The sequence below is a fragment of the Moheibacter sediminis genome (assembly GCF_900176425.1).
GTDB classification, from domain to species: Bacteria; Bacteroidota; Bacteroidia; order Flavobacteriales; family Weeksellaceae; genus Moheibacter; species Moheibacter sediminis.
In genome coordinates, this window is sequence record NZ_FWXS01000006.1 from 19,493 (window position 1) to 42,415 (window position 22,923).

The following is a 22,923-nucleotide window of genomic DNA, read 5'->3' on the forward strand; positions in this document are numbered from 1 at the left end:
TTTATTTAGAACTAATTCGCAGCCAAATATAACCTATAATTCCAGCAAAAAATGAAGCGCACATAATCATAAATTTGGCATTGTTTATAATTTCCCAATCATCAAAGGCAAGTAATGTGATGAATATGGACATTGTAAATCCGATTCCCGCCAGAAATCCAACCCCGGTGAGGTTTGACCAATTCATTCCCGTTGGAAGTTTACACGCTTTTAGAATGACAGCAATCAAACAGAATAAAAGAATTCCCAAGGGTTTGCCTAAAATTAATCCACCTAAAATTCCCAAAGCATAAGGTTCTCCGAAGTTGCTTTCCCATCCTGGATTTATAATAATTGCAGTATTTGCCAAAGCAAAAATGGGTAAAACCAAAAATGCAACAGGCGCATGTAAAACGTGTTGTAATTTGTATGATTTTGAAAGTGAATCATCTTTGTGAAACGGAATTGTAATGGCAAGTAAAACGCCTGCAATGGTCGCATGAATTCCGGAATGTAACATGAAATACCACATAAAAATTCCTCCGATTAAATAAATCCAAATGGATTGAATTCTCATTTTGTTTAACATCAATAATAAAACAAAAATCGCCAATGCAATTCCTAAATTGATCCAATAAATGGCAGAGCTGTAAAAGATTGCAATAACCATAATCGCTCCCAGATCATCTATTACAGCAAGCGCAGTCAGAAATACTTTGAGCGAAAGCGGAACTCTTTTTCCTAACAATGAAAGAATTCCAATCGCAAATGCAATGTCGGTTGCCATCGGAATTCCAAATCCGGATTCGGTTGGTGTACCGGAATTGAAATTCATATAAATCAATGCCGGAACCAACATCCCGCCAATTGCGGCGATGATAGGAAGCAAAGCGTTTTTGAAACTTGAAAGTTCGCCTACGATGACTTCTCTTTTTAATTCTAAACCGATTAAGAAAAAGAAAATAACCATCAATCCATCGTTGACCCAATGGTCTAGATGATGTCCGAAAATTTCCGTTTTCCAAAAATTTTCATAGCTGATTCCTAAAGAAGAATTGGCAATAAAAAGTGAAACAATTGTACAAAAAAGTAAGATGACTCCACCCGCTTGTTGACTCTTGAAAAAGTTTATAAAAATCTTTTGTACCTTCATATTGCGAAGGTATTAAATCTAATTTTTAAATATTAATTTTTAGCTTTGTTCCTTTTCCTTTGTTATTGTTGATGGTCAATTCTCCGCCCAGTTCGGCGATTCGTTTGTACATATTGTGAAGCCCGTTGCCGAGTTTGACATTGTTTTCATCGAGTCCGATTCCATTGTCTAAAACGCAGATAACAAACCTTTCTCCATTTTTTTTGAACTTAATTTGTATTTCTGTCGGTTCTGCATGTTTGATGGAATTATTGATGGACTCCTGAATCACGCGGTAAATGTTAATTCCTTCAAGAGCAGAAAATGAAAATTCCTCATCGATTTTTTCATCAATTTCGAAATTGAAATCAATTCCTTTTGTTGCCAATTTTGCATTTTCGATGAAATTATTGATTCGAATTTTTAAATCAGCAAAAGAAATATTTTCCTTGTTCATGGCCCAAATGGTATCCCGGAGTTCGGTAATCGTGTGGCGTGTGAAATAGCTGATGTCTTCCAAACGGTCTGAAATTTCCGGATTTTCTTGGTTTAGGATAAATTTCAGATTGTCAATAGACGAAATGATGAATGTGAGCTGCGAGCCGATATTGTCATGTAGATCACGGGAAATCCTCAGACGTTGTTCATGTAATTTGTTTTGGGTTTCGATTTTGATTAGCGCATCTTTGAGCTGGTTTTCCTTTTCGAGTTGTTTGTTTCGGATCTTTTGAACTCTGTAAAACTGATAACCAATCATTCCTCCCAAAACTGCCAAACTGATTATTGCTAAAATCAATAGGTTTTTTCTCTCTATTTTCAATTGATTTTCTGCTATCTGCGCGCGTTGTACAAGAATTTGTCTTTCTTTTTTTTCAGTTTGATATTTGGTCTCTACATCATGTAACTGTTCCAAATTATTTTCTTGTCTTATACTGTCGGAAATGCTGTTATATTTTTTGTAATATTGATTGGCTTCTTTGAATTTTTGTTGTTGCTCATTATAGTTGATGTAATTTTCAATGCTTATAAGGTAATCTTCTGATATTTTATTTTTTTTAGAAAAGGAATAAGCAGAATCTATATAATTTTTTGCAGTGGTATATTCTTTATTCTCAATTAGCATTTGAGCAATATTGTTGTAAGTAGACGCAACTCCACCTAGATTTTTTATTGATTTCTCAATCGCAAGAACTTCTCTGAAAATTTTGAGCGCATCGTTTATTTTCCCTTGATAATAATAAACACCTCCCACATTATTCAATGATTCTGAAATGCCTTTTTTATCTTTAAGATTTCTTTCAATTTCCAAAGATTTTGTAAAATACTCTAAGGCTTCGTCCAAATTTCCTTCATTTACTACAATCATTGCATAATTGTTATATGCTTCAGATAATCCTTTTTTGTTTTCTGTTTTGGTAAACTTTTCGATGGCAGTCTGGTTGTATTCTTTTGCTTTTTCATACAGTTCCAATGAATTATAAACCACACTTAAATTACTGCATACGGTTGCGTATTCATTGTCCAGTTTGAGCTTATCATAGCCCTTCAAAGCATTTATGTAAAATTTCACAGCTTCTTCGTACTTGCCCATCGAGCGGTTGCAGGCACCGATATTATTGTAAGCGGAGGCTTCAAGTTTGATATCCCGGGTTCCTAAAACTTTTAAAGAATATTGTTTGGCCTTTTCGAATTCGCCTAAAAATCTGTAAACGATTCCTAGGCTGTTATTGGTTCGTTGGACATCAATTTTTTCTTCTGATAATTTTTGAGCTTCTTCTAATAACGATAACGCACGTTTTGCCTCTGTTCGGTAAATTTTCAGAGCGTCATCATTTAATTTCTCAATATTCTTTTTCTGAGCACAAAGAGTTGAGCAAAAAAATAAAACCAGATAAAATAGAAATGTTTTCATACCATTGTTTTTATAAATTAACCAAGGTATCAGAAAGGTTTAAAGATAATTGACACATTTCAAAAATGAATTGTTGAATTTCCTGATATAAAATTAGGAAAATAAATCGTCCGTTTTATAATCCTTTTAATTTTAATGCTTTATGTTATTTTTAATTGAAAATTAGCGTAATAGCAGTAAACTCAGAATAACTACATCGTTCCTGCCATTACGCTCTCTCACATGTTAATTAATCAATGTATAATAGTAAAGAGAACCCCTAAAAGGGGTTTAAATTGTTAGAATTAAAGTTGTATATTGAAGGAACCTTCAGTCACATTTTTCACGCTGTTGTCACCGTTTACATTTTTACAAGAAAAACTGAATGTGCCTTTTACATGAGTGGCCGTCATTTCTGAAATTTTGATTTCGCCTGCCTGACTTGAATCATAAGGTGCTTGCCAAGTGTGTGTTTGCGTGTTCATCGGATTGCTCATATCAACCACAATTTCCATATAAGAAGCGCTGTTCGCTATGTTAGCACCACCTCCGAGAGGATAAGTTCCCACACCGTCAATTCCATTGATAAGCAATGTAAGTGCTTTACTGGATGTTCCTCCTGTATTTCCCTGAATGGATAAAGTTCCGCTGACCAAGTTGGCAAAAGTTACCATCTCTAGAGTCGTGATGGTAGTTCCATCCACTTTTGCCACAATCGTTCCTTCAGCTGCTGGTCCGGCATTTCCACCATCATCATCACTTTTACAAGAGAAAGTAAAAATTGCAGATGAAATTAAAAGCAACATCATAATGTTTAATTTTTTAATCGTTTTCATAATTTTTTGGATTAATAGTTATGATGCAAATTTTCAAATTCAAATAAATTCATGCAATAAGGCATTTGCCCTATTTTGAAATTCTTAAAATGAAAAGATTAAATAAGCTTGATTCGTTCTGCTTTTTGGATGGCTTCCAGTTTATTATGAACCTGCAGTTTTTTGTAGATATTTTCGATGTGTTTCCTCACGGTACTTGGCGAAAGGAAAAGGTTTTCGGCTATATTATTGTAATTTAAACCTTTGCTTAATTGTTCCAAAACGTCTATTTCACGGGCAGAAAGTTTTACGTCCTCTTGTTCGGACTGATTTTTAAATTCAACCGGATTTCTAAGCAATTTCAGGGTTTTCAGGGCAATCGATGGCGTCATGGCTGCACCGCCATTGATGGTTTCGATGATGCCGTTGTAGAGGTTTTGGGCTTTTATGTCTTTGAGTAAATAACCGTCAGCCCCGGCTTTGATGGAATTGAAAATATTTTCATCATTATCAAAAACGGTAAGCATCACGATTTTGATGTGCGGGTATTTTTTTTTGATTTCTTCCGTGGCTTCAATGCCGTTCATGACGGGCATTTCTATGTCCATAAGAATCAAATCAATAACGGAGTCAGATTTCATTTTTTCGATCAAGTCTTTTCCGTTGATAGCTGTGAATTTCAATTTCAAATCGTCAAAAAAAGAGAGTTTTTCTTCGATGACCTTGGTCAGGAAGAAATTATCATCTGCTATGGCAATTCGTACATTCACATTTTAAAATTAATTCAAATTCAGGAATATACAACGCCTGAGCTGTGATTTTTTTTCGCCCCAGTAACAGATTTTAAGACATTGATTTCGTTTTCGTGTTTTAAAATTCCGATGAACGCAAAAACCAATGCTTCTTTGAAGTCGATAATTTCATCTTTTGGAATGATAATTTCCGTTTCGTCCATGGATCTCAACCTTTCGAGGAAGAATTTATTTTTCGTACCGCCACCGGTGATGAAGATATCTCTGAGTTGATTCTGATTAAATATTTTGCTGATTTGCTGTGCGAAATGTTCTGTAAAAGTTGCGAGTAGATCTTCTGTTTTTAAGTTTGATTTTTCAATCAAAGGAAAAACTTCTTCGATGCAGAATTCAATTCCTAATGATTTTGGAGGATTGAGTCTATAAAATTCTAGAGAATTTAATTCTTCCAAAAAAGAATTATTTAGAGTTCCATTTCGGGCTAAGTCCCCGTCTTTATCATATTTAAATCCTGACTTTTCTGCCAGATAATTTAAAATTATATTGAAAGGAGAAACATCAAAAGCAATTCGTTCATTTTCTTTTTTGAATGAAATGTTTGAAAATCCGCCCAAATTAAGACAAGCATCAAATTCTCTAAACAATTTTTCATCTCCAATTGGAACCAAAGGCGCGCCCTGCCCGCCAAGTGCTACATCCTGCATTCGGAAATCACAAATTGTTTTGATGCCCGTTTCGGCAAAAATCGCTGCACCATTCCCGATTTGAAGTGTATATTTTTCTTTTGGATTATGAAAGACTGTATGTCCGTGAGAGGAAATCAAATCAATATTTTTTACCTGATATTTTTGGATGAATTCATTTACTTTTTGTCCTAAATAAAATCCGTAATCTGCGTCTAATTTAGTTAAATCCAATCCTGAAAGATAAATTGAATTTTTTAACCTGGAAATCCATTCGTCTGAATAAGAAACAGTTTCCGCATGGATGATTTCAAAATGAAATGAAGGCAATTCAAATTTAGCATAACACAAATCCAACCCATCCAGAGAAGTCCCAGACATCAAACCGATTGCATAAAATGTTTTCATATGTTGAATTATTTTAAGTGAAATGAGCCTTTTGATTTCATCGTTTAAAAATAAGATAAATTCAGTACTTTTGGGACGCAAAATACTTATACAATGGCAAAAGACATAATTTTCGATTTGATTGAAGACGAAAGAGAAAGACAAACTGTCGGACTGGAGCTGATTGCTTCAGAAAATTACGTGAGTGGTGATGTGATGAAAGCGATGGGCTCAATTTTAACCAATAAATATGCGGAGGGTTATCCCGGAAAGCGTTATTATGGAGGATGTGAGGTCGTGGATGAAATCGAAACTCTTGCCATTGAAAGGTTGAAACATTTGTTCAATGCAGAATATGCAAATGTGCAGCCACACAGTGGTTCACAGGCAAATGCTGCTGTTTATCTGGCTTGTTTGAACCCGGGCGATAAAATCATGGGATTTGATTTGTCTCATGGGGGGCATTTGACTCATGGTTCGCCTGTAAGTTCTTCAGGGATTTTGTTTGAAACTTGTTTCTATGGTGTAAGCCAGGAAACGGGGAGAATTGATTATGAAGCTATGCGTCAAACGGCTTTGAAAGAAAGACCGCAAATGATTATTTGTGGAGCTTCTGCTTATTCGCGCGACATTGATTATACCAAATTTAGAGCAGTTGCAGATGAAATAGGAGCTTTATTGATGGCAGATATCGCGCATCCGGCGGGATTGATTGCAAGAGGGATTTTGAACGACCCGATTCCACATTGCCACATAGTCACTTCTACAACGCATAAAACTTTGCGAGGACCACGTGGAGGAATCATTTTGATGGGCAAAGATTTTGAAAATCCTTGGGGTCATGCTACACCAAAAGGCGAAATCAAAATGATGTCTCAATTGTTGAATGCTGCCGTATTTCCTGGAATTCAGGGAGGTCCTTTGGAGCATGTGATTGCAGCAAAGGCAGTTGCGTTTGAGGAAGCTTTGTCTGATGAATACTTCGAATACATTTTGCAGGTAACCAAAAATGCACAGGCTTTGGCTAAAGCGATGATTGACAAAGGTTATGAAATAATTTCCGGTGGAACAGATAACCATTTGATGTTGATTGATTTACGTAATAAAAATATTTCCGGAAAAGAAGCGGAAAATACTTTGGTAAAAGCGGATATCACTTGTAACAAAAATATGGTTCCGTTTGATGATAAATCTCCATTTACCACTTCTGGTATCCGTTTAGGGACGGCTGCAGTTACTACACGTGGACTAAAAGAAGCTGAAATGCAAACCATTTCGGATTTGATTGATGAGGCGTTGATGAATAAGGATGACGAATCGGTTTTGGAATCAGTTGCAGAAAAAGTTAATGAATTGATGCAGGACAGACCACTTTTTGTAAAATAATTCAGAATTTTAAGATACAAAAGCAGTATAATTTTCATTATACTGCTTTTGTGTTTAAATAACTTTTAATCAGGCTTTTGTAAAATGATTTCAAGTGTCTGTTTTCGGGAATTCGTACATTATAAATACTTGAAATTTAATGTTTTCTTAATATACTTGTCGTTGAATTTATAATATTTATTCGTGTCCAAATCCTAAATAATGAAAACCTATTCAAAAATCAGTAATAAGAATACCATAGGTCTTCGATTAAAAATAATCGAACTACTTATGTTGCTCCATCTACCCATTTTCTTTCTTCTGTTTTTTATTAGAATAAGTAATGCTTACAAGGAAGAATTTGGAATATTGTTGAGTATTTCTTTTGTGTTTTTAACCATTATGTTTTTTCGAGCAAGATATTTTGAACTTGATTCTTCAGGGGAAGTAATTTCAATTAGGAGTTATCATCCGATATTTAAAAATATGGAAAGACGAGCAGAATTTCCCAAACAAAAGTTGCAGGATTATAAAGTTGAAAAGAAACCGGGTGGTGCAGTGATTAAAGTATATCTGAAGATGCTTGAAAAGAAGAATACATCAGTTAAGTATTCAATTCAGGGATTGAGTAAAAATAATGTCCAAAAATTAGAGAAGTCCTTAGAGAAAACAAAAGAGGAATATAAATCTTATCTCTAAATCCGACTTTTAAAATTGTAAAGAAATTATTTATTTTCTTTCTGGATCTCTTTTAGAAAATAAGAAGGTCTGATTCCGGTTTGGTCATAAAAAGCTTTTGAGAAGCTTTGACGAGTATTATAACCAGCCAATTCTGCAATCGCGTCTATGGTATATGATCTGTATTTAGATTCCTCTTTTAAGAGTTGGATGATGTAATTTATTTTCAATTCATTGAGGTAATTTGTAAAAGTTTTTCCTTTAATATCATTTATTGTTTTAGAAAGGTAACTTGAGTTTGTTTTTAATTGCGAAGCAAGTTTGTTTAAAGTTAAATTAGACTGAAGGAAATTTTTTCTTTCTTCAAATCGTTGTAATTTTTCAAGAATTTCTCGTGAGGTTTCGTTGGCTATTTCAAAAGAAACTTTCCCTATAGGTTGAATGGTGGCAGGAATGTTTATGAGCAAATCGTATTTTTCTTTAAATGAACGTTTTTGTTGAATCAGTCTGACACTCCAGATAATTAGAAAAATCAATCCCAAGGCACCAATTATAATTACATATTGGTAGCTTCTGCTTTGTTTTTTATAATTTGTCTCTAATTGTTGTTTCTCTAAGATTAATTTATTGGTGTCATATTCTTTGTGGATTTTGGGAGAAATATATTCAAAATGTGCAGTGTTTATACTATCTAACTTGAGCAATTGATTCACATAGTAGAGCTGTTCTGACTGCTGCCCCAGAGATTTATGATGATTAATAAGTATTTCATACATAGGGCGAAATGTTTTGTCAGCATATTGGTATTCATTAAAAAGAGAATCAACCTTATTAAAATAATTGAGGGCTTTTTTCTTTTCATCTAACTTCCAGTAACTTCTCCCTATGTGGTAGTATGAAATCCCAATCCATGTAAAATCCTCAGTATTTTCAAGTATATATTCTAGTCCTTTTTCTACAGTTTCTATGCAGGAATTATATTCCCCAGCCATGTATCTTTCATATCCAAGAACAATTAGAGAGTAGTTGAAAAATTGTTGATCCTTCAATCTTTCAGATTCTTTGAGTAAAAGCCTGTTATTTTCAAAAAGTTTTTTATAATTATCAATCCTATAATAAGCCATATTGATTCCTGAAAGAGAAAGCAGATAAAGTCTTTCACTTTTGTAATCATTTTGAGATTTAAAGTAAGTTATACATTTACTAAATAAATCAATAGCTTCTTCAGATTCATTGAGATAGGCTTTGATAGATGCTATGTGCAGCAAAGTGCTGTATTTAAGAAGTGAATTTTTGGAATTTTCCAAATATTTGTCTGCAATCAAATAATTATTGAGTGCATCTGTATGGTCTTTTTCTATGTAAAACAATCTTCCCTTTGTCAAATATGCTTCTCCTATTAAGTCTTCTTTCTTAGATAATTTTGCATAGTAGAGAGAACTGTCGAGCACGATGAGGTTTTTTTCTTTATCATACAAAGTCCATTGTAAACGGTAGTAATCAGAAAGAAATTCATAATCTTTTTCTTTTTTGGCTTTTTCAAACCTGTCACTCAGTTCATAAACTTCTTTTAGGTCAGTCAGTGAAAATTTTTTATCGAAATTGGAAATTTTATTGATGTCAGCATCTTTCTGGCTAAATACAAAATGTGTAGAAAAAATAAGGGTTAGAAAGAGGATTTTTTTTGCTACCATATATTCCAAATATACAAAACAATGGTTTCAAACCTTAAAATAATTCTACGTTAAAAAAAACTTAATATTTGATATTTTAAAATGATTAAATTGTTGATTTTCAATTTTTTGTAAAACTATAAAATAAGTAATCATTTATAAATCACTCCCGGTATTAATTTTTTTAACCATTCCACTTCGATATTTTTGACCAGGATAATTTTAAAAAATTAATAAAACACATGAGAAACATTTTATTATTTGCACTGGTTTACTTTTTGTATTCAAATGCGTATTGTCAGGAAAACTGTGATTATGATTTTCCCGGCAATGGTACTTTTAGTTATGTAATTGGCATTTCTACTTTTGAGCAAGCAGCTGATTTTGATGTAGAACCTGCGGTTCAGTTTACACTTCAACAATATGAAGTAAATTTAAACGCAGAGATTACTACAGCTCAAATCAAAGTTTATGGCGATAACACTACAAACCCCGGGAGACCTGGAGCCGTATTAGCAACATTTGCTTCAGTAGTACCAGCTTCTCAAACAAATTTGGGAAATGGGTTTTACAATACTGTTTTTAATCTACCACAAGATGTAATCTTGGCAGGCGGACAAACTGGAAAAAAATTCTGGATAAGTATCCTTACAACCAGTGGTGAGGTAGAAGCACAAGAAACCCCAACCGGACCTGGAGTTAAAACCAATTTAGGGGGTTTTTGGTATGATTTTTTTAGCGGCGACATTGCTTTTAATGTTTCAGGTGAGTGTGAAGAACAAGATGTACAATTTTGTGAAGCCGGTTTTTCAACTATAGAACCTATAACAAGAGTAAATTTTGCAGGAATAAACAACCCATCCAGCGCAACTTCAACAGTGGGAAATGAATCTTTCACAAACATACAAGGAGCCGTAAATCAGGGAGGTAATTATGATATTTCAATAGAAGGAAATACAAATGGTAATCAAACAACTTATGTGACATTATTTGTGGATTGGAATGCTAATAATTTATTGGATGACGAGGGTGAACGTTATGAAATAGGAACAATTACAAACTCTACAGGAACTGATGGTGTTACTGCAGAAGGAAATATTACAGTTCCGGAAGATGCTACAATAGGAAATGCCCGTATGAGGGTAATTAAAAGCTCTTCGGCTTATGCAACAGATCCTTGTGGAAGCTACGCAGGGCAGGCAGAAGACTATACACTAAATGTAGGATTGTTGTTGCATGTAAATTGTGAAATAGGAATTTCGGGAACTGTAACGCCTATTTCATTGATTAACTTTGCAGGGATTTACAACCAATCTTCTTTATCAAGTAATATTGCACATGAAAAGTTTTACGATATTCAAGCTACTGTAATTCCTGGAAATGCCTATCAATTAAAAGTGAGAGGGACAACCAATGGAACTTATGAAAACATTGCGGTATTTATAGACTGGAATGCAAATGACCGTTTCGATGAGGGAGAAATGTATTTATCTCCAAACGCATTTAATTCAAATGGTAATGATGGGCAAGAAGCAATAATTAATGTAGGAGTGCCATCAAATGCAGCGTTAGGCTTGACGAAAATGAGAATAATAAAAGCAACCGGCGGATTTCCTACCAACCCTTGTGGAGATTATGCGCAGGGACAAGCGGAAGACTATACCATATTGATACAAAATAATGTAGATGATTATTGCGAGCCAAACTTTACTGGATTCTTGGACAATATGGAAACCATTTCTTTTGCAGAAATTGAGTATACAATTTCCAATTCTCCTTCTCCATTGGAATATGAATTAGACTTGGTGGCTAATGTAATGCAAGGGCAAATAGTTCCAATTATAGTACAGAAACCCAATAATAGTTCGAATTACATCACAGCCTATTTTGATTGGAATAACAATAATGTATTTAATTCAAATGAGGTGTACACTTTAGTGGGTATAGGAGATGATGTCTATCAACAGAGTATCTATGTACCAGCAAATGCGCAATTGGGCGAAACAAGAATGCGCGTAATTTTAGGTTCAAACGATTCGACAGATCCTTGTGGAGAATACATTCATGGACAAATGGTTGATTTCACAGTCAATGTAAGTGTAGGAAGTGGAGACCTGAGCGCTGACTGTTTCCAAGGAAATCCAAGCAATGATTTTGAAATGGGAGCAGCAATGGGGCGTTATGCGGAAGACTTTTTTGTGTCTGCAGGAAATAATTTGGTTGCTGAAACCATTGAATTAAATGTGCTTTCAACTTTTAGCGTTGGTCCTGTAACATTGAAATTCAGAGATGATGTGAACGGAAAACCAGGAAACATCATTCATCAGGTTACAGTAGCCCCAACTTCCCAAGAAATTATTGGGCTGAGTTTTGGTGTATCTGTGCGGAAATTAATTTTAGATATTGACCCGATTTATTTTTTCGGTGGAAACAACGGAAAGAAATATTGGATACAACCATCTGGTCTGGATAGTAATAATAATCTCTATTTCTGGGAGTTTACTTCTGAAAATTTAGGAGACTCACCAATTCATTATGATGTAAATAATTGGGATATTTTTGAACCGGTAGAAGGTTACAATGGTGTATTTAAAATTAATTGTACAGATGGCATTATAGGAGAAGCAGATTGCGGCCAAGGAAATGAAAGCAATAATTTCGAAGAAGGTTATAATGTTGCAGATGAGAATAACAGCGTGTTATTAGCAGATGACTTTGCAGTCTCTCCAGGAAATACAATGACCGTTGAGAAAGTAGTAATCAATTTAATTGCTGAATTTCCTGCACAGGATGTGACACTTAGGTTCTATGAAGACAACAATGGGAAGCCGGGAACAGTTATAACTACATTGACTGATATCGTTCCAGTTTCTCAGGAAATAATTGGCCAAGCATTTAACCGCAATGTATATGAAGTTGTTTTAGACATAGACCCACAAAGCTTCTCAGGCGGTGGAACAGGTAAAAATTATTGGTTTAGTCCTCAAGTAACTTCAACTTGGAGTGGTACACCTATTTATTGGGAAGTTAGTTCTCAACCGGGTATTGGAAGCGATATGCATTACAGCTTGGTAGGTGGACCATGGGATATGCAGTCAGGATTTAATGGTGTGTTTACATTATTATGCGAAGATGAACCTCCATTCGTTGATACATATTGTACGCTGGAATATATCGGAGGAGTTGTGCCTATGACACATCTTATTTTAAGCGATGTAGATAATATTTCTACGCCAAGTTTGAGCGCACCACTTCAGGAATATTTCCTTGATCCGTTGGTAAATGTTAATCAAGGAGAAACTTACGACATTACTTTCCAAGGAAATACATTAGGAGAATACACCTTCTATTTTACAGCATTTATTGATTGGAACCAAAATGGAGTGCTAAATGACGAGGGAGAAGTATATCAATTAGGAACTGTTTATAATTCTTCGGGGACCGATGGTGTTTTTGGTACAAATACTATTCAAATTCCAAATGGTGCAATTTTAGGTGAAACAAGAATGAGAATTATCTATAATTATGATTATTACCACATGGATCCTTGTGCCGATATAGAAGTAGGTCAAGCAGAGGAATACACTCTAAAAATTGGAGAAGAGATGGGAATTTCAGATTTACAGAAAAATAAATTCTCTTACTATCCAAACCCGGTTAAGGATGTTTTAAATCTGAAATCAGATCATCAGATTTCTGAAATCCGCATCTATGATCTTACCGGTAAAGAAGTGTTTGCTCAAAGTATTCATTCCAATTCGAAAGAAATTACTTTATCTCAATTAGAAACTGGAATTTATGCAGCGAGGATTATCATAAACGGTAAACCAGAAACATTTAAAATTATCAAAAAGTAACTTATTCTCATAATTAGTTAATATTTAATAAGAAGGTACTCTACGGAGTGCCTTTTTATTTTTTTCCAATTCTGCCTAAATGGGTATCGTGAAATCCGGCAAAATGTTTCAATCCATATCCAAAAATTCTGTCCATAACCGAATGGGCAAATAAAATAATTCCAACCAATTGAATGAATTCATTCTCGAAATAAACTCCTGATAGATAAACTAAAATAGCCAATCCCTGATGGTGAAATAAATTATAAACAATGGCTCCGAATTTATTTCCACAGGCATATCCAAGCATACTTAAATCTGGCAAAAGAAGCAATGCCGGAAACCACCACCAACTGAATTCCAGCAAGGAAAATAAATAAATCGACAGTATAAATAACCCTAAATTTTCTAAACTTACAACAGCTTTCATTTTTCAACTTTACTTATAAGTTTAACTTGGACGAGGTTTGTTACAAATCCTGCACACGACAAACATCAAATTTCCGTTATTTGTACATAAATTCTATTGTTGCAGTTGCGGTATAAAATAGTATTACTTTTTTGTTCGGTTTTGATTTCGTTTGCATGGGGGCAGGTTCCTTCGTGGCAAAATGACAATTCCCGAAAAGATTCTATCGTAATTTCAGATACGGTTCAACTCAACGCAAATGTGATTTTGCCGGAAAAATTTTTTGTTTTTGATGAATTGGGTCAACCCATTTCTGATTTATTTTACCGCGTTGATCATGCTTCCGGAAAAATATATTTTGACGAGTCTTTAAAAAACCAAAAGGCAACCGTATACTATTTCATTCATCCCGATTTACAGCAAACTGCGTATTATTCAAAAGACACAGCGCTGATAGTCGAACGCGAAAAAGAAAATATTTTTTATTCGTTCGGAGACGAAAAAATAAAAGAAAAAAAACCATTCGACGGACTCAATAGCCGTGGCTCTCTCGTTCGGGGAATCCGTTTCGGGAACAACCAAAGTGCTTCTACGCAATCTTCTTTGGATTTGCAATTGTCAGGAAATTTAACCGAAGAAATAGGCATCAATGCGGTGATTTCTGACAACAATGTTCCGATTCAAGCGGATGGTTATACGCAGCAACTCCAGGAATTTGACAAAGTTTATGTCGAATTGTTCAATAAAAATTCAAGGGTTCGTGCGGGACATATTGATTTGGTTCAGGACAAAGATTTCTTTGGGAATTTTACACAAAAAGTAACAGGATTGCAAATCGGAACTGAACTCACGCACGCCAACGATTCCAAAACCAGAATCCAAGTTGCAGGAAGTACAACACGAGGGGAATTTGCCACGCGGAAAATCATCGGTCAAAACGGAAATCAAGGTCCATACCGGCTTTCAGGGAATAACAATGAATTGTTTATTATCATCGTTTCAGGAAGTGAGCGTGTTTACCTCGATGGTGTTTTGCTGACGCGTGGCGAAGACAATGATTATGTAATTAATTATAATACAGGAGAATTAACTTTTACCAGCAATCGTTTAATTACTGCGAATTCAAGGATTACGGTGGAATACCTTTATGCAAACAGAAGTTATTCTCAGTTTTTAATTTATGGAGGAATTGAACATGAGTCGGAAAAATTTAAGATTGCAGGACATTTTTATTCCAACGGTGATTCCAAAAATAATCCTTTGAACGATAATCTGAGTGATGCGGATAAACAAATTCTAGCGGATGCCGGAAACAACACGGCTGAAATGTTCAATACTACTGCCGTTCCAACAGCGTATGACCCTGATCGGAATTTGTACCGAAAAGTTTTGATTGATGGTGTTGAAATATTTGAATATTCGGATGATCCGGAAGAAGAATTGTTTTATGTAACTTTTACTTTGATGGGTAATAATCGAGGAAATTATATAAAAAGTGACATTGAAGTGAATGGGAAAATTTTTCAATATGTTCCGCCTGTTGGAGGCATTCCGCAAGGAAATTACGAACCGATTCGCCAATTGGTTCCGCCCAAAAGACTGCAGCTTTATACGATTAATTCTGCTTATAAGTTGAAAAACAATGGTTTGATTGGATTGGATTTGGCGATGAGCAATGAAGATTTAAATCTATTTTCGGACATTGATGACAATCAAAATGTAGGTTTTGGAGGAAGAGTCTACGGCAACAGAAAATTCCAAATGAAAGATTGGGGGCTCAATCCTTTGTTTGAACTATCATACATCCAGAAAAATTTCCAATCGATTCAGCGGTTGAGAACCGTGGAATTTACGCGTGATTTCAACCTCGACCAAGAACTCTCCGAAGTCAATCAAACTTATTTGAAAGTCGGTTTGCAAGCCAATTACAGAGATTCATTAAACTTAAATTATAATTTACATTATTTAAACAATGAAAACCAGTATACGGGTTTTAAAAATGATTTGAATTTGAATTATAAATCCGGAAAGAATTTTGCACAAGCGAATTTCTCTTTGTTGAATTCAGAAAAACATTCTATTCTTACCCCTGATTTAGATCCCGACAAATCGCAATTTTTACGCTATCAGGCCATTGCAAAGAGAAAGGTTTACAAATCTTTTTGGATCGGTGCGCAATACATGGGAGAGCGAAATGAAATTGAAGACAGAATCAACGCTCCGGAAGGAAACAATTTATCTGATTTGTCTTTCCAATGGGATGAAATCCAAGCATTAGCGGGAATTGGAGATTCGACCAAGATGAATGTTCAGCTTACTTTTTACAACCGCCGTGATGATTCCATTCGTTTGGGCGTGATGGAAAGAATCTCAGTTTCAAATGGTTTAATTCTTCAGTCTAAATTAATTAATAAATCTGACCACCGACTCGATTTGACAGGGCATTACCGTTCCGTAAAATACGAATTTGAGGACATGGCAAACGAAGATTACATCACCGGAAACATTCGCTGGTACAAAAGTTTTTTCCGTGGCGGAATGGTCGTAAATGCTTTTTATGAACTGGGAAGCGGAGTAGAGCCGCAACGTGAATTTGAATATGTGAAAGTGACGGACGGCATGGGAATTTACAAATGGACAGATTACAATGGTGACGGCATTGAACAATTGGATGAATTTGAAGTTGCTGAATTTCAGGACCAGGCAAATTATGTCCGCGTTTTTACCAATACGATGGAATATATAAAAACCAACAAAAACGGATTTAACTTCTCTGTCAGATTAAAACCCAAAGAATTAATTAATTCTGAAAATGAATTCCTGGGAAGATGGACACTTCAGGGGTCTTTGCAATCCAACAATTCACTCAAAAAAGAAGGAAAAACCCTCGAATGGAATCCTTTTACAAGTTCAGAAGAATTGTTGAGTAAATCCCAAACTTTACGTACCAATTTGAATTTCAACCAAAGCAGCAAATACAAATGGTCTTCTTCCTATACTTATTCACAACAAGAATCCAAAAGTTTCATCTTCACCGGAGGCGAATCACGCGATTCCCGAAGCCATTTGCTCAATGCGAAATACAAACCTTGGGAAAATTTCTTTTTCTTAGCTGAGGGTGAAAATATAGTGACAGTAAGCGATTCGGATTTGTTTGCTTCCCGCAGATTTACCATAGATGCATGGCGGGTGAAGCCACAGATAACATATCAGGTTGAAAGCAAGTTCAGCGCATCGGCTCATTTTACCTACCAAAATAAATCGAATCGAACCGGAGAAGAATTGCTTAAACAGTCCAACATGGGAGCGGAAGTGCAGTGGAATGACGGTGCTAAATCTTCTTTGTTGGGAACTTTTAATTACATCAAAAATGATTTTACCGGAAATGGTCAATCCGTTGTCGGAAACCAAATGATGGAAGGTTTGAAGCCGGGTGACAATTTCGTGTGGCAATTGTTATTGCAGCGTCAGTTGAATTCATTCTTAAGTGTAAATGTAAGTTACGACGGACGTAAAACGGAAGAAAATAAAACTATCCATACCGGAAGCGTGCAGATACAGGCGAGGTTTTAATCTTTTTTAATTCATTTACTTCGTTAAATTTTACATGAATGATGGTCGATCTTGGGATTTTATTGTTTAACAGAACATAAAGTAACAGTGAGCAAAACGGAAGATGAAGTAATGTGAGCGGAGTGCGCAGTAGTGGGGGGCATATTTATAAAGCTGATTGATTATATTGTTTTCATCCCCAGAAGTATATTTTCATTATTGAATTTAAAATAATTGTACTTCTGGAAAAACAAATCGTTCTCCGGTTGAGCCTTTTTAAATGTGTTCGGAGCGTCAAATGTTTTCTTTCAATGGAATTTGTCCCAAAGCGTTTTACTTTATGAATATTCTTCTCAATCAGAAACTTATAGTTTTTTAATTCATCAGTGTAAATAAACTTAGCCTTGCTTAAATTTAAAGTACTTATAACAGATTTCAGCGTTTGATTGGTTCTTCTGCCTATATTGAATGAAACAATCCCTTTGCTGATTCTCTCCAGTGCACAAACTATCCAGATCCTTCTTTGTTTGCTGCCGATGTAAGTACAGAGTTCATCGACTTCATATTCTTTTCTCATGCTGATAATAGGCGGTTTGATGTTGCGGGAAATGGAAAGAATTCTTTTCAATAAAGTGGTGGTTGAAATATTTAAAACTCTGGCAGTACTTCTGATTCCCAAACCTTCTTTGGTAAGAATAATAATTTGTTGATTTAAGTCGGTTTGGTATGCATTGTAAGTATAAAAATCTATAAACCGTTTCTTGCATGATTTACATAAAAATTGCTGTTTGCCCGTTTTTGTTTTACCATTCTTTATAATTTGATTTGCTTTACAATTAGGGCAGATTACTGTATCACTAACTTTGAAACACTTGGTCTCGGTTTTCATATTTTCAGGCGGTTTAAGATGCTAAAAATAGAAAGAGTGGACATAACGTCCACTCTTAAATTAAAATATTATGAAAATTATTTTCTGATTTTCAGTGATTTAAAATAAATATTTATTTCATCACTAACTCTGATACATCGCCCATATAATGTCGCCAGCCAAAGTCGTACATACCGGTCTCCTGCAGTCTCTTTGTTGTACTTGTATTAAAGAACGTCTCGTTTTTAATTTCTGATCGACTGAAAATCAATATTAAATTTATTAATCTGGAATGCAACTGTTTTTAAGGTAATCTCGAACAGGAAACTTTCTGATGCTATGCACATCAATGGTATCTCCATTATCTATTTCTATAATTTTTTTATTATTATCAAGATTAATTACAAGTTTGGAGCCTATCTTATACTGATGATGGCGAGGTCTTCTCAAATCTTTCACAGAGTAAATCATTACTGCTAAAGAGTCTTTTACTCGTATAAAAAATCTATTATTGTCGATTTGATTATAATCTTTATAATTTGATTCTTCTACTCTTAGACAAGCTATTCTTAGAGATGTATCTGATTTTATTTCAATAATTTCCCCCTTCAATTCTAAATCAAAATTTTCGATAAAATTCTGATGATCTTTATGCATGGGTGTTGATTCTACGCCCTTAATGATGAGAAATATTATTAATATAAAAGCTAAAAAAATCCCTAAAATTATTATTATAATTTTTTTCATATATACTTCCTATTTCCATTAATAAATTAGTTTGGGATGCAACTGTTTTTAAGATAGTCTCGAACTGGAAAAGTGTCGATACCATATATATCTATGGTATGTTTTTCTTCCAGTTCAATAATTTTTTTGTTATTATTATGATTAATCAAAAGTTGTGATCCAATTCTATATTGATGATGTCGAAACTTGTTTACATCCTTTGTAGAATAAATCATAACTGCTAATGAATCTTTTACCCTCATAAAAAACCTATTGCCTTCAACTTTATAGTATTCTTTATAATTTGAATGTTCTACTTTTAAACAAGCAATCCTTAATGAACCATCTGACTTAATATCAATAATTTCACCCTTTAATTCCAAATCGAAATTATTTACGAACTTTTGATATTCTTTGTACATTGGTGCAGATTCAACTAGTAAATTGAGTAGAAATCGTACTATTCCAAATAATACTATTAGCACCACTATTATTAGTACTATTTTTTTCATATATTTTATTTCCAGCCACTTCCTAAAGGCCCCTGAACAACATCATCTACATTAACTTCGACATTAAATCTAAATATTCCTGCACGCACATCACCTCCTAAAATAAACATCGGAGTTTTACCTCCATTATTGTTTAGGTCAACCATTCGGTTAGCTGGGTATATCGGACTGTTAAGCGTAGTTCCAGAGAACCACCCATTTTCTTTGCTATAGACACTTCCACTGGCTGCTTCTCTACTCACACCAGACAAGCTTCCACTAACAGTAGCTGTTCCAAATTTAATGTTATCAATGAAATTGGTTTCGAAAATATTAATAGAACCCTCAGCACCAACTCCAGCTATAGAGCCACCTAAATCAAATTCACCTATCGCCAAATTTAAATCTCCCTCATTTTTGTCGTAAGTAAGAGAAAATGCAGTAACACCTAAAGATACATCTATCGCATTTCCTATTTTAAAATTTTTAACTCCAACTCCTAAACCTATACCAAAATCATTTAAATTAAGAAAGTCTGGTTCAGTCAAAGCAACTAGATCTCCGCTTTCTGTAAATGAAGAAACCGCTCCATCTATTATAATTCTAGGTTTAGGTTTATACCCAAGGAATTTCCTGATATTAGTCCATGTTCTACCAAACCAAGATGGTCCGGGATTATAATTACTATAGTAAGTAGTTACAGGACCATCACCAAAGCTACCTCCACTTTCCAGATGAGATAACAGACTGCCATAACTTCCGCCCTCTGCAAAGTATCCTAATACTGATTGTATCTCTGAGCCTGTAAATATAAAGGCATCATCCGTTTCTGTATATCTACCGTCAGGATCTCTGAAAGAAACAGGATTATTTAAAACATATCCGTAGGGAGATGTTGAGTGATACATTTCCGATAGCTGATCCATTCCGTTCCATCTTCCGATGTCCGGCATATAATGTCTCCATCCGAAGTCGTACATTCCTGTCTCCTGAAGCTCTTTTCCGCTGTATTTGTAATTGTAAGGCACGGAAAGCGGACTGTAACCCGGCATGCTTAGCTGGTTGAGGTGGTTCATGCCGAAGGCATAGTATTTATTGTTGTCCAGTACTCTGGCAGCCCCCGTCGTTGTATGTCTCGTATAGCTCATGCGTACGTTCCCGGTCTGGTCTTTGTACTGGTAAATATAACGTTTATTCTCATAATCATAGAACCCTTCGGAAGTAGGGAAGAAGACGAGGTCGAATGTCAGCGGATCTCCCCCTCCGGGGTTTCCGGGCGCTTTTTCTGCAAAGGTAAATGCTTCCGGTTCCGATGCGACTTTGGCTGACTCTAAGGACTCGCTTTCAGAAGTACGGAACATACCTGCGATCAGGTCTGAGTTGGGTGTGGAATACTGAAAACCGTCCAGGTAAAGCGTAGTGATGTCCACGTTGCTGCCGTTGTGGTTGATTGTCAGTGTCTTTCTTAGTTTTGTGCCGTCCGCACTGTAAAGAAAAGTTGTAGTATTGCCATCTGCAATGGTGGTGGGGAGGTTGAGGAAGTTATAAGTAATATTGGTAATTCCCTTGTCGGGCATCGCTGTCATGTTGCCGTTGATGTCATATTGTATGGTTCCGTTTCCTCCTTCGTAACCGTTTGCATTTCCCGTTTGGTCATTGATATTGGTCAGCCTGTTTCCGTCATAAGCGTAGAAAAGATTGTCTATAAGTCTTGCCACGGTTTCCTGCGGATGCTTGAACGAGGTACGGTACATGGATTTGATGTTTCCGCGGTTGTCATAGCTGACGATCTCACTATTGCTTTTTTGGTAAGGGTCACCATGCGGCTGGAAAAGCCCGGCTGTCAACCTGCCTGCTGCGTCATATACATATCCGTATCTTTCGATGATGCCCGATGATGTTGCCCATGAAGTTTCTGCGATGGTTCCGTTGTAGCGTGGTTTGACTTTTTGTGCGGAGAAGTTATTATTGGGAGTTTCCACACCTTCTCTTTGGTTGTAGTTGATCTTGAAGGCAAAGAGGTCTGTTCCCAGATTTGCAGGATTGTTGACCGAAGTCAGCCAGCCGCGGATATTGTAAGTATAATCTAACTGCTGCAGGTTGTTTCCTACTTTTTTACTGGTTATGCGACCGAGGTTGTCATAAGTGAGTTCTGAAAGCAGCTCTTCCGGATGGTTGTCTACTTTGTGGAAGTGATGGGTCAAGAGGTTTTGTGCAGAGTAGATGTAGCGCTGCTTTATTTCTATTTCTGCAGCATTCGTTGTTCTTTTATGGTTCACTTTCGATTCCCTGATATTTCCGGGAAAATCCAGTTTCATCTCTGTCTTGCTGTAGCCGTTAAGGTGGTTGGTCTTGTGGCTTCCGATAAGGCGCTCTTTGGCATCATACCAGAAAACAGTCTTGTTCCATTTTTCATCTTCCATATTTCTGACATATGATGCAGTAAGCATTGATTTGGTGCTGTGGGTAGATGTAATATCAGAGGATAGTGTTGATTGTTCGTAAATCTGTGCAGGTCTGGAAGGTACTCCTGCCGGGTATTCATCATAATAATTGACACTCAATACATCGGTAACTGAAGTAGGATAGGCATTTTTAGTATAGTAAATCAAAGTGAAAGAGTTGTTGAACCCTGTTGCACTTTTGGATTCAAACACAGCAATTGAGCTGTTGGCACCTGCCTGTTCCGTATTTCTTTCTCCTCCGGTGCACAGTCCGGTGTAGATAACTCTTCCCAGTTTGTCGTATTTCACAAATGCCCATTTGCCTTCCGATTTCATTTTGGTATCGGTGGACATGATTACGCGGTCTTCCCTGTCATAGACATAAAATTCTTTCTCTTTTCCCGGAAGCTTTTTTTCAATTAATCTGCCCATTGCATCGTACTTATACTGGTACAATACTTTGTTTTTAGTGTCAGTTGTCAGAGGGTTTTCTCCCGAGTTCAAAGGTGGGATGATGTATGTCAGCTGGTTGTACTGGTTATAAACATAATAAGTGTCCAGATTGACAGCCCCGTTTTTTATACGTGTCATCAGAACTTGTCCGCTTCCGTTTTTGTATTCCATGGAAATGTTTCCGTCTTCGTCCTTTGCGGTCGTTTTATGAAGTGTATTTACGGCATAGAACCCACTTTGTGTAAGGGAATTTTCAAAAGTAGAGGTATTCAGTGCCGACACAAATTTTTTGACAGTGTTGGCTTCATTAAATCCATATGTAAATTCTTTGGTATTCTGCCCGTCCATCTTCCAGTCAGTTCCGGGGTTTGCTGTTTTTATAACACGGTTTTGAGGGGAATCATCATATTTTACCTCTGCATAAGCATTTGTAGTACCATGATATAGATTGATGCCCGATTCCGAAACAGAATGAATCGCTCCGTTCTGGCTGTTTACGGAAATTGGAAGATATTGCTTGGTCTGCTTTGCGCCCTGCTCAGAGAAATAGGTACTTACAAGGTCTTGTCCGGGCTGGATGCCGTTAATGACTATGTTTTGTTTTACTCTTCCCAATCCATCGGTATAGGTTACATTTTGGATCGATTGCCCACTGTTCATATTACTTACAGTTACGCCTTCCAGAAATACTCTCGTATATGTGTAGGTCTGATTAGGACTGAAGTTCTGTGAGTATAGTTTACCGGAGATGCTCAATAGCATCAATAAGGTGATATATAGGTTTTTCAT

At 35.8% G+C, this 22,923-nt stretch carries 15 protein-coding genes; 4 read left to right on the plus strand and 11 right to left on the minus strand.

Annotation, left to right across the window (positions count from 1 at the left end; all coding sequences use genetic code 11):
• Nucleotide 1 precedes the first annotated feature (1 nt).
• The 5 genes from nhaA to B8977_RS09680 all read right to left on the minus strand — a co-directional run bounded on the left by nhaA (nucleotide 2) and on the right by B8977_RS09680 (nucleotide 5,660).
• The gene (gene nhaA / locus B8977_RS09660) at nucleotides 2-1,132 is read right to left on the minus strand and encodes a Na+/H+ antiporter NhaA (RefSeq protein ID WP_084017511.1); all 1,131 of its coding nucleotides are present in this window, start codon (nucleotides 1,130-1,132) and stop codon (nucleotides 2-4) included.
• 25 nt (nucleotides 1,133-1,157) lie between these two features.
• On the minus strand, nucleotides 1,158-3,023 hold the full coding sequence (locus B8977_RS09665) for a tetratricopeptide repeat protein (protein ID WP_084017512.1): 1,866 nt from the start codon (nucleotides 3,021-3,023) through the stop codon (nucleotides 1,158-1,160).
• Nucleotides 3,024-3,307: 284 nt separating this feature from the next.
• Nucleotides 3,308-3,838, minus strand: coding sequence for a DUF6252 domain-containing protein (locus B8977_RS09670; RefSeq protein WP_084017513.1), 531 nt, complete (start codon nucleotides 3,836-3,838; stop codon nucleotides 3,308-3,310).
• A 98-nt stretch (nucleotides 3,839-3,936) separates the two neighbouring features.
• Nucleotides 3,937-4,587, minus strand: coding sequence for a response regulator (locus B8977_RS09675; protein WP_084017514.1), 651 nt, complete (start codon nucleotides 4,585-4,587; stop codon nucleotides 3,937-3,939).
• A 20-nt stretch (nucleotides 4,588-4,607) separates the two neighbouring features.
• Nucleotides 4,608-5,660 (minus strand): anhydro-N-acetylmuramic acid kinase, encoded by a 1,053-nt coding sequence (locus B8977_RS09680; protein ID WP_084017681.1) that lies wholly within the window; start codon nucleotides 5,658-5,660, stop codon nucleotides 4,608-4,610.
• A gap of 93 nt (nucleotides 5,661-5,753) precedes the next feature.
• Here B8977_RS09680 and glyA point away from each other — a divergent pair, with 93 nt between their 5' ends.
• A complete protein-coding gene (gene glyA / locus B8977_RS09685; RefSeq protein WP_084017515.1) occupies nucleotides 5,754-7,025 on the plus strand; it encodes a serine hydroxymethyltransferase in 1,272 nt (423 codons plus the stop codon).
• Nucleotides 7,026-7,226: 201 nt separating this feature from the next.
• Nucleotides 7,227-7,703, plus strand: coding sequence for a hypothetical protein (locus B8977_RS09690; protein WP_084017516.1), 477 nt, complete (start codon nucleotides 7,227-7,229; stop codon nucleotides 7,701-7,703).
• Nucleotides 7,704-7,729: 26 nt separating this feature from the next.
• Here B8977_RS09690 and B8977_RS09695 read toward each other — a convergent pair whose 3' ends face one another.
• Nucleotides 7,730-9,376, minus strand: a complete 1,647-nt coding sequence (locus tag B8977_RS09695; RefSeq protein ID WP_084017517.1) for a helix-turn-helix domain-containing protein — start codon at nucleotides 9,374-9,376, stop codon at nucleotides 7,730-7,732.
• Between the two features lie 221 nt (nucleotides 9,377-9,597).
• Here B8977_RS09695 and B8977_RS09700 point away from each other — a divergent pair, with 221 nt between their 5' ends.
• Nucleotides 9,598-13,212: a GEVED domain-containing protein gene (locus B8977_RS09700; RefSeq protein ID WP_084017518.1), complete on the plus strand. Its 3,615-nt coding sequence runs from the start codon at nucleotides 9,598-9,600 to the stop codon at nucleotides 13,210-13,212.
• A 55-nt stretch (nucleotides 13,213-13,267) separates the two neighbouring features.
• Here B8977_RS09700 and B8977_RS09705 read toward each other — a convergent pair whose 3' ends face one another.
• On the minus strand, nucleotides 13,268-13,621 hold the full coding sequence (locus B8977_RS09705; protein ID WP_084017519.1) for a DUF4260 domain-containing protein: 354 nt from the start codon (nucleotides 13,619-13,621) through the stop codon (nucleotides 13,268-13,270).
• 105 nt (nucleotides 13,622-13,726) lie between these two features.
• Here B8977_RS09705 and B8977_RS09710 point away from each other — a divergent pair, with 105 nt between their 5' ends.
• The gene (locus B8977_RS09710; RefSeq protein WP_143736435.1) at nucleotides 13,727-17,173 is read left to right on the plus strand and encodes a hypothetical protein; all 3,447 of its coding nucleotides are present in this window, start codon (nucleotides 13,727-13,729) and stop codon (nucleotides 17,171-17,173) included.
• A gap of 172 nt (nucleotides 17,174-17,345) precedes the next feature.
• Here the strand turns inward: B8977_RS09710 and B8977_RS09715 are convergent, their stop codons facing one another.
• The 4 genes from B8977_RS09715 to B8977_RS09730 form a co-directional block, all read right to left on the minus strand.
• A complete protein-coding gene (locus B8977_RS09715) occupies nucleotides 17,346-18,041 on the minus strand; it encodes an IS1 family transposase (RefSeq protein ID WP_084017521.1) in 696 nt (231 codons plus the stop codon).
• Between the two features lie 261 nt (nucleotides 18,042-18,302).
• Nucleotides 18,303-18,767, minus strand: coding sequence for a hypothetical protein (locus tag B8977_RS09720; protein ID WP_084017522.1), 465 nt, complete (start codon nucleotides 18,765-18,767; stop codon nucleotides 18,303-18,305).
• Between the two features lie 26 nt (nucleotides 18,768-18,793).
• Nucleotides 18,794-19,258, minus strand: coding sequence for a hypothetical protein (locus B8977_RS09725; RefSeq protein WP_084017523.1), 465 nt, complete (start codon nucleotides 19,256-19,258; stop codon nucleotides 18,794-18,796).
• Nucleotides 19,259-19,263: 5 nt separating this feature from the next.
• Entirely contained in the window at nucleotides 19,264-22,923 is a 3,660-nt protein-coding gene (locus B8977_RS09730; protein WP_159447479.1) for a DUF6443 domain-containing protein, read from the minus strand.